Below are 604 nucleotides of genomic sequence, written 5' to 3'. Positions count from 1 at the left end.
GGTTCCTACAAAGTCTCCGGCACCAAGATCTTCATCTCGGCCGGTGAACACGACATGGCCGACAACATCGTCCACATCGTGCTGGCCCGCCTGCCGGACGCACCGGCTGGCACCAAAGGCATCTCGCTGTTCATCGTTCCAAAGTTCATGCCGAACGCTGATGGCACCGTCGGTGAGCGCAACGCAGTGACCTGCGGTTCGCTGGAACACAAGATGGGCATCCACGGCAACGCCACTTGCGTGATGAACTTCGACGGCGCCACCGGTTACCTGATCGGCCCGGCGAACAAAGGCCTGAACTGCATGTTCACCTTTATGAACACCGCACGTCTGGGTACCGCGCTGCAAGGTCTGGCCCACGCCGAAATCGGTTTCCAGGGCGGCCTGAAATACGCTCGCGATCGTCTGCAAATGCGCTCGCTGACTGGCCCGAAAGCGCCGGAAAAAGCCGCTGACCCGATCATCGTGCACCCTGACGTACGCCGCATGCTGTTGACCATGAAGGCGTTCGCCGAAGGCAACCGTGCGATGGTGTACTTCACCGCCAAACAGGTCGACATCGTCAAATACGGCGTCGATGAAGAAGAGAAGAAGAAAGCCGACG

At 59.4% G+C, this 604-nt stretch carries 1 pseudogene; it reads left to right on the top strand.

Annotated features, from left to right (window positions below):
• A pseudogene (locus ACIP1X_RS14935) lies at positions 1-604 on the top strand (phenylacyl-CoA dehydrogenase); the annotation flags it as partial.

The organism is Pseudomonas sp. NPDC088885 (assembly GCF_044750025.1).
GTDB lineage: Bacteria > Pseudomonadota > Gammaproteobacteria > Pseudomonadales > Pseudomonadaceae > Aquipseudomonas > Aquipseudomonas rustica.
This window is presented reverse-complemented; position numbering and strand designations above follow the sequence as displayed.